Origin of the sequence: Cetobacterium sp. (assembly GCF_051653945.1) — a bacterium.
Taxonomy (GTDB): domain Bacteria; phylum Fusobacteriota; class Fusobacteriia; order Fusobacteriales; family Fusobacteriaceae; genus Cetobacterium_A.
This window is the reverse complement of the sequence record NZ_JBOFXD010000023.1, coordinates 1-6,781: the sequence shown is the minus strand read 5'-3', so window position 1 is coordinate 6,781 and position 6,781 is coordinate 1. Positions and strand designations below refer to the sequence as shown.

General features: G+C 24.2%; 7 protein-coding genes. 3 read left to right on the top strand and 4 right to left on the bottom strand.

Annotation, left to right across the window (positions count from 1 at the left end; translation table 11 throughout):
- Positions 1-1,205: 1,205 nt before the first annotated feature.
- From ACRC8M_RS02430 to mobC, 4 genes are read right to left on the bottom strand one after another with little or no spacing between them, the layout of a single operon-like run.
- On the bottom strand, positions 1,206-1,913 hold the full coding sequence (locus ACRC8M_RS02430) for a Fic family protein (protein WP_438527686.1): 708 nt from the start codon (positions 1,911-1,913) through the stop codon (positions 1,206-1,208).
- A 44-nt stretch (positions 1,914-1,957) separates the two neighbouring features.
- The gene (locus ACRC8M_RS02425; RefSeq protein WP_438527685.1) at positions 1,958-2,542 is read right to left on the bottom strand and encodes a hypothetical protein; all 585 of its coding nucleotides are present in this window, start codon (positions 2,540-2,542) and stop codon (positions 1,958-1,960) included.
- Between the two features lie 14 nt (positions 2,543-2,556).
- The gene (locus ACRC8M_RS02420; protein ID WP_438527684.1) at positions 2,557-3,459 is read right to left on the bottom strand and encodes a relaxase/mobilization nuclease domain-containing protein; all 903 of its coding nucleotides are present in this window, start codon (positions 3,457-3,459) and stop codon (positions 2,557-2,559) included.
- Complete coding sequence (mobC, locus tag ACRC8M_RS02415; RefSeq protein WP_438527683.1) at positions 3,438-3,719, bottom strand: plasmid mobilization relaxosome protein MobC; 282 nt, start codon at positions 3,717-3,719, stop codon at positions 3,438-3,440. Before mobC ends, ACRC8M_RS02420 begins: the two co-directional genes overlap by 22 nt.
- A 1,479-nt stretch (positions 3,720-5,198) precedes the next feature.
- Between mobC and ACRC8M_RS02410 the strand changes: the two genes are divergently transcribed.
- From ACRC8M_RS02410 to ACRC8M_RS02400, 3 genes are read left to right on the top strand one after another with little or no spacing between them, the layout of a single operon-like run.
- Positions 5,199-6,308 (top strand): replication initiation protein, encoded by a 1,110-nt coding sequence (locus ACRC8M_RS02410; RefSeq protein ID WP_438527682.1) that lies wholly within the window; start codon positions 5,199-5,201, stop codon positions 6,306-6,308.
- On the top strand, positions 6,301-6,483 hold the full coding sequence (locus ACRC8M_RS02405) for a hypothetical protein (protein ID WP_438527681.1): 183 nt from the start codon (positions 6,301-6,303) through the stop codon (positions 6,481-6,483). The genes ACRC8M_RS02410 and ACRC8M_RS02405 overlap by 8 nt, the downstream gene beginning before the upstream one ends.
- A 19-nt stretch (positions 6,484-6,502) precedes the next feature.
- A complete protein-coding gene (locus tag ACRC8M_RS02400; protein WP_438527680.1) occupies positions 6,503-6,670 on the top strand; it encodes a hypothetical protein in 168 nt (55 codons plus the stop codon).
- The last annotated feature ends 111 nt before the right edge of the window (positions 6,671-6,781 follow it).

Genomic DNA, 6,781 nt, shown 5'->3' with positions numbered 1-6,781 from the left:
CTTATTTTTATTCAAAGGTGTATTATTAAATATAATTCAAGTTTATGATACGATATATATGTAGAAAAATCAAGGAAAACAGTGAAAATAGGATATATTTTATATAAATTTCTATGTATTATTTATACTCTAGTGTATTCAATACATATTACACAATACATTTTTACTACCAATTTTATATTTTTTATTTGTCTTGTAGATTACTTCTTTTCCTGTTATGCTCTTATCATAGATTTGTTTAATAATATTTTTTAAAAACTTTAGTTGCTGACCTCCAATCAAATGACTAAAGTTTTTTTTATTGTAGATTTTCTTTTTTTTGGATATACTTTAAATACTCTTTTGATTTATAAATTTAATAGTTTTTTTAAGAAGTTGTTTAGGTCTTTGAACTTACCTAAGCAACTTTTTATATTTTCCGTCGGTTTTTTTGTCCTTTGGCACCAAATTTTAATCTTTCTTAATAAAATCAATAGTTTTTATAATTCTCTTTAGATATTTATTTTATATATTTTCCAAGTGATCCAATTTCTAAAAAAGATTTTATTAGTTATTTCAGTATAAAAATCATAGGTGTTTTTATATTCGTCCTCCCCGACAAAAAGGCTCTTATTCCCATATTTGAGCCTTTTTTATTTTTCTCTTGCTTTTTATCTTTAGCTTTTATACAATACCCTTAATCATAGTTATACCTATGTACATTTATTCGTTAAAATAAGGGTTTAGTCTATGCCCTTATTTTTTATTGCAGATTTATAATTTTTATTGTTATGATATATAGACTGTAATTTAAAACATTCATGTAACTATAATCATTAAAACCCCTAGGATTCAGCTCCCTAGGGGTTTTAATTTTAAATAAAAGAACCTTTAGCCCTTGTAATAGCACCTCTTTCAAATATAAAAGCCCGTTAGTTTAGCTATAACGGGCTTTTATGCTTATAAAATTAAGTTGGAAAACTTAAAAATTGATTGACTATTCTAGTTTAAAATATTTTTTTTAAATTTGCAAATAAAAAAAGAGTATACATGCGATATAAAGTTCTGAAGAGTCCTTTAAATCCAACTTACTCTTTTTTATGAAACTAGTTTCGGTTTTTAGTGAATAAAAATATAAATTGCAACAACATTTTGGATTATAATATATTAAAATATAAATCTGCAATAGATTTTAAAAAATTTTCTAATTGACCCACGAAAGATCTTTATCTTTTTTCTAAAATTAATTGAACTTTCTCTTTATTTAAAAATTGCTCAATTCTTTCAGCTTCTTTTTCTGAAAGACTAACTCCCCATTTTGTAAATCCTTTTATATTCTCATTTGATAAATAATTTATATATTTTCCTTTTTCCTCTTTTGGAATTATTATTGGTGGGATATTTTCTTTTATGCAACTGTCAATCATTAACATTCTTCCTGTTCTTCCATTCCCGTCGCTGAATGGATGAATTTTTTCAAATTTTACATGTTGGTCTACAATAATCTCAATTTTTTCCTCAATCGTTTTTGCATTTTCCATTCTAAAATTATAATTATCACACCACTCTTGTATTAGTGTCGGGACTTGGTAAGGTTTTGATGTTTCAAAACTTGCTCCTAATATTATATTAGAAATTTTTTTGTACTCTCCATTATCATCTGCTAAATTTTGCATTATTTCTTTATGATAAGTTTTTATTAATTTTGGAGACATTTTTTCCTCATTTTTCAATAAATAATCAACTGTTTTTTTATAGTTTTTCACTTCATGATATTCCCGTTCTGACATATCTCTTGGAATATAATTATATATTAAAATTGATAGAGTATCGGCTTGTGTTAAGGTATTCCCCTCAATTGCTGTTGAATGGTGTGCCATTCTAACTAATAAATCATCTAAATATTCATTTGACATTTTTTTTCTTATTGGCATTTTTTCTCTCCATTTATTTTTTTATAAAGTATTTATAAATTTTTTTACTTATTTTTATTTTGTAAATTTTTCTTATAATCTTTTATCCAACTATTTTTTTCAATAAAGAATTGTTTACTCTCTTTATCGTACCAAAACTTTTGATCTTCTGCTAGTATCCAATAAACACCATTAATTCTATCTTTTAAAAGATTGTTTTGTTTCGCTAATTCTTCAGCTTTATTTTCTAGATATCGAACACTTGAAAAATAAGTAAAAGTTATAAGTCCTAAAGCAGCTAAAAAAATAAAAAAAGGAATATAAATAAAATATAATGAAGTTCTTGTATAACTATTTATATTTTCTTGAGCTTCAGTATTGATTTTCTTTTTAAAATTAGTAACCGCTGTTTCTAGTTCAGTAATTTGTTTTGTAATCTTATCTTCATTAGCACTTATAGTCTTGCTAATTTTTGCTATATCCAAAGCATCTAAATGGCTTGTTAATGTACTATGTTTTATACTTAAATTTTTAGCAGTTTCTTGCATTTGATTTTCTAATTTTTTTAATTCTTCAATGGCTGTTTTCATTTCTTCTAAAGTTTCTATTTTTGTATTTTTTTCTTGTTTTTGTTTTTCAAATATATTCACTATTAATTCCCTCCTTAAAATCCTAAATCAAAATCATCTCTATCTCTTATTTTTCTTTGTTTTTCAATTTTTTGTTGGTGCTGAATTTCTTTTTGTTTTTCTTGTTCTAATTGTTTAGTTATTTCAAATCCATTTTCTAAATTTTCTTTTGTTAATCGTTCATCGCTAAAAGTTTTATTTAAATTGGATAATCTAAACTTTCTTTTTTTTGAATTTGCAAACTCTGGTTTTATCTCAAAAGTTATGTTTTTTTTCTGCGGTTCCCAATCAACAATAATTCCCTCTTTATCCATTTTATTTTTAAACTCATCTATAGATTTTATTTTTTCATTTTCTAACACATTAGTTAAAATCATATAAGTATTAACTATATCACTTTTTTGAACATCATTAAAATGATTTTCTATTGCTTTTCTTTTTTCTTTTGAATCGGTTCTTACTTCGCCTATTTCTTTTTCTTTTTCTTGTGTTGGTTCTATTCCATAATTTAAACCTATTTCAACAACTTTTTCTTTGTATATTTCATATTCGTATTTACTATGTCTATACTTATTTCCTGTATTCAAATTAACAGAGTTTACAAGTAAATGACAATGAGTATTTTCAGTGTCAGTATGAACCGCTAAAAAAACCTCATAGTCTTTAAATAGAGTTTTGGCTATATCTTCCCCCATATTTATAGCTATTTCTGGAGTTCCTCTTCCTTCCTCAAACGATAGTATAAAATGCTTAAATTGTCTTCCGTCCATTTTCCCATAAAATTCTTTAGTTTCTTGAAAATCTTTGTAAGCTTGTTCTCTATCATCTGAACAATTAAAACCTTTTGTTATTTCTGCTTTTTTAGCTATATAATCAATTGCTTTTTTACTACCACCTATTTTTGTACTAGGATTGTCTATCGATTTAAAGATTGCCATAATTCATCTAGCTCCTTTTTTACCTCTTCAAAATTAGCCATGTTATGACCTCTTTTAGCTAATTGATTTATATTATTAGATAAGGCTCTTTTTAGTATTAATAATTCTTTTAAATTTGCGTTAAATTCTTCTATATTTTCGATTGTACTTAACCTAATTAATTTTCTTACAAATTCATTTTTAGTTACTCCAAGAGCTTTAGAATTTATATCTAAAGTTTTGTAATCTTTTTCATCCAATCTTAAAGATACATTTTTCATTAAATAATTCTCCTTTCTTTTCTATTTACAAAGTTTAAACAAAAGTTCCTAATTTATATAAGGGAGTTTTGTTTAAACTTATTGGGGGGATTAAAGGGGGGATTTTTCCCCACTTTACAGGAGCTATTTTTGACATAAAAACGAAGTTTTGACGTCAAAAATGGGGCTCCTGTCATTCTTAATTTTCTCCTATATAATATCATGGATTATTGGCAACCTCAACTATTTTTAGTGCCTTGCCTATAACGAAAATATAAATAAGGAGAAAATTAAGAATATCTGAAAATAATTTTAATGTAAATAATATCAAAAAACCTAAAAAAACAACGGCAGAATTAAAATAAAAAAGTAAATACTTTTACAAAAAAAAAGCTATTAAGGAAGCTAATATAAAAATTTTAAGAACTAAAAATGAATGATTTATTTGAATTTATTTTAGCAATTTTTATAGTTTTTTATCGTGTAGGATTTTTAATAAAAAACCTCTTTGTTTTTTAATAATATTTTAAAAATTTTTGGTATTAATTCAATTCAATAAAATCAATATTTTTTCATACTTCAAGAAATCTTCAGTTTAAAAATTAAAAATATAAAATTTTATATTTAGGAGTTAAAAAATACGTTAAATTTAAAAAATTTCTATTTATCCCATGTTACACCCCATAAAAATACCTCGTTAAAACCTCTGGTTTTGTCTTAAAATCAATTTTAAACATTTTCAGCATAAAATACTCATGTTTACATTTACACCTATCTTAAAATCAATTTTACAAAGAATTACTATTCTTATATTTTGTTATACTTCACAAAATTAATTTTAAACCTTGTGTCGTGTCTTATGGTATATTTTATCTAAAAAGTTTTTTAAAGGCTTATTTGATATCATAGAATTAGTTTAAATGGATTTTAAAACTAGGTTTAGAGAATTAGTTTTATGTTTTTAGAAAATCTTAAATATTTGAGTTTTTGAAATTGTTTTAGGCACGTTTAGTGGTTCATGAAATTTATTCAATTTCAAACCTCTACGTCAAAATTTATTTTGGTTAATTGGAATTACTGGAAAAGTATTTTTTATATTTTGATTTGAATACTTTGCTAAATTATTTTTGAAAAAATTTAATTTAAAACATAACTTATTGACTACTTAAAAAATTAGTTTTTTGACTTTGATTTTTTTACTGGAAAATTTCAAGTTTTCCCTTTTAAATATATTTTAAATACTTTTAAATACTTTTAGTGGTGCTCAAATTCAGCAAGTAGAGAGCAAGTTCAGAGGGTAAAGTAAGACATCATGTAACATAAAGTAAGACATCATGTAACATAAAGTAAGACATCATGTAACATAAAGTAAGACATCATGTAACATAAATAAGACAAAAAAAATTGACTGTCTTACTTTATGTTAGTATACTAATGAATATAAAGGAATTAAAAATAAAATAAGACAGTATGTAACATGATTAAAAATGGGGGATACTTATGGAAAAGGAATTAAAATATCATAACGAAATTAATAAATTAAAAATAAGTGAATTTTCAGAAAATGAAGTCGATATTTTCTTTAGTTTATTATTTAAAGCTAAAGAAACTGGTGATGATGAAATAATAATAACATTTGCAGAATTAAAAAAAATAGCTGAATTAGGAAACAGGAGCGAAACGCGATTTATAAAAAATATTCGTGAATTAAATAAAAAATTAAAATCCATGACTCAAGAAATAGAGTGCGAAAAAGGGGTTTTTAAAGTATTTAGTTTATTTGGAACTATAACAACAGATACAAATAAAAAAATAATAATTGTCCCTATAGAAAAAGAGTTTAAATTTTTAATAAATGGAATATTAGAAAATTTTACTATTTTTGATTTAAAGGAGTTTTTAGAATTAAGAGGTTCTTATATGAAAACTTTATTTAGATTATTAAAACAATGGGAGAGTACAGGAGAATATATTGTAAAAATAAATGATTTTCGTGAAGTTTTAGGAATACCAATAAAATATAGAATGATCGATATGAGGAAAAGAGTTCTAAAACCTTGTTTAGAAGAGTTAAGCAAATATTTTAAAGATTTAAAAATTACAGAATTGAAAAAAGGACGGAATGTAGAAACATTAATTTTTACATGGAAGAATAAAAAAAAGAAAAAAGATAATATTATAGATATTCCACCAGTAAAAAAGAGAAAAATAGTACTGGGAGAGAAAGAACTACAAGAGCATGAAAGAGAGCAACTTGAAAATACTATTCAAGAATTAGAAAAAAAGAAAAAAGTAAAAAATATTCCAAGTGATCCAGTTGTTGAATTAAAAAAAATATGTAAAAAAGACTATGAAAATTTATATAAAGACTATTTAGAGCGATTAGGAGAACAACATAATCTCTATATGAAAAAATCATTTGATTTCATAAATAGAACTAAATATGAAATTATAGAGGACATGGAGATAGAACAACAAAAAGAAAAGTCTTTATTTACTGAAAAAGATATTGACGAAAGCCTTTTAGTTTCTAAAACTGGTAAAAAGTTGGTAGGAATGGCAAGACAATATAAGATTAAAAAGCTGTTGGAGGATCTGAACAATGTATAAGATTGAATTAGAAGAGAATGGGAAAATTTTAATATCTAAAGAGTTTTCAAAATATGATGATATTATTGATTACTCTAATGAGTTATTAAGACAAATAGAATTGGATAGAAAAGTAATTATTTATGAAATAAAAAATAATAAATGGGTTAAATTTGGCGAATGGAAAATGAGATAATAAAAATGGGGTTAATATTATGGGAAAAAATGAGGAAGTAAAAAAATTATTAAAAACATTATTAGAATTAGATTTTTCAGAAAAAAGAATTGATTATTATATGCAAGAGCTTAGAAAAATTGGGTTTTATGAGTTGGAAGAGGAAAGATCTGAATATATGGGGTCCCGTCAGGAAAACGCGGAATAACAACGCTAAGGATTTTCCTGACCATCTATGACCCCTTTATTTTCAATACTTTAATCTATATTTAGCTCTCTTAAAAATTCTAAAGAAGTAGTACAATCTGAATCAAATTTA

Coding starts and splice junctions, on each gene's coding strand:
- ACRC8M_RS02405 (WP_438527681.1), top strand. CDS start 6,301: ATGTATAAGATTGAATTAGAAGAGAATGGGAAAATTTTAATATCTAAA.
- ACRC8M_RS02420 (WP_438527684.1), bottom strand. CDS start 3,459: ATGGCAATCTTTAAATCGATAGACAATCCTAGTACAAAAATAGGTGGT.
- ACRC8M_RS02410 (WP_438527682.1), top strand. CDS start 5,199: ATGGAAAAGGAATTAAAATATCATAACGAAATTAATAAATTAAAAATA.
- ACRC8M_RS02400 (WP_438527680.1), top strand. CDS start 6,503: ATGGGAAAAAATGAGGAAGTAAAAAAATTATTAAAAACATTATTAGAA.
- mobC (WP_438527683.1), bottom strand. CDS start 3,719: ATGAAAAATGTATCTTTAAGATTGGATGAAAAAGATTACAAAACTTTA.
- ACRC8M_RS02430 (WP_438527686.1), bottom strand. CDS start 1,913: ATGCCAATAAGAAAAAAAATGTCAAATGAATATTTAGATGATTTATTA.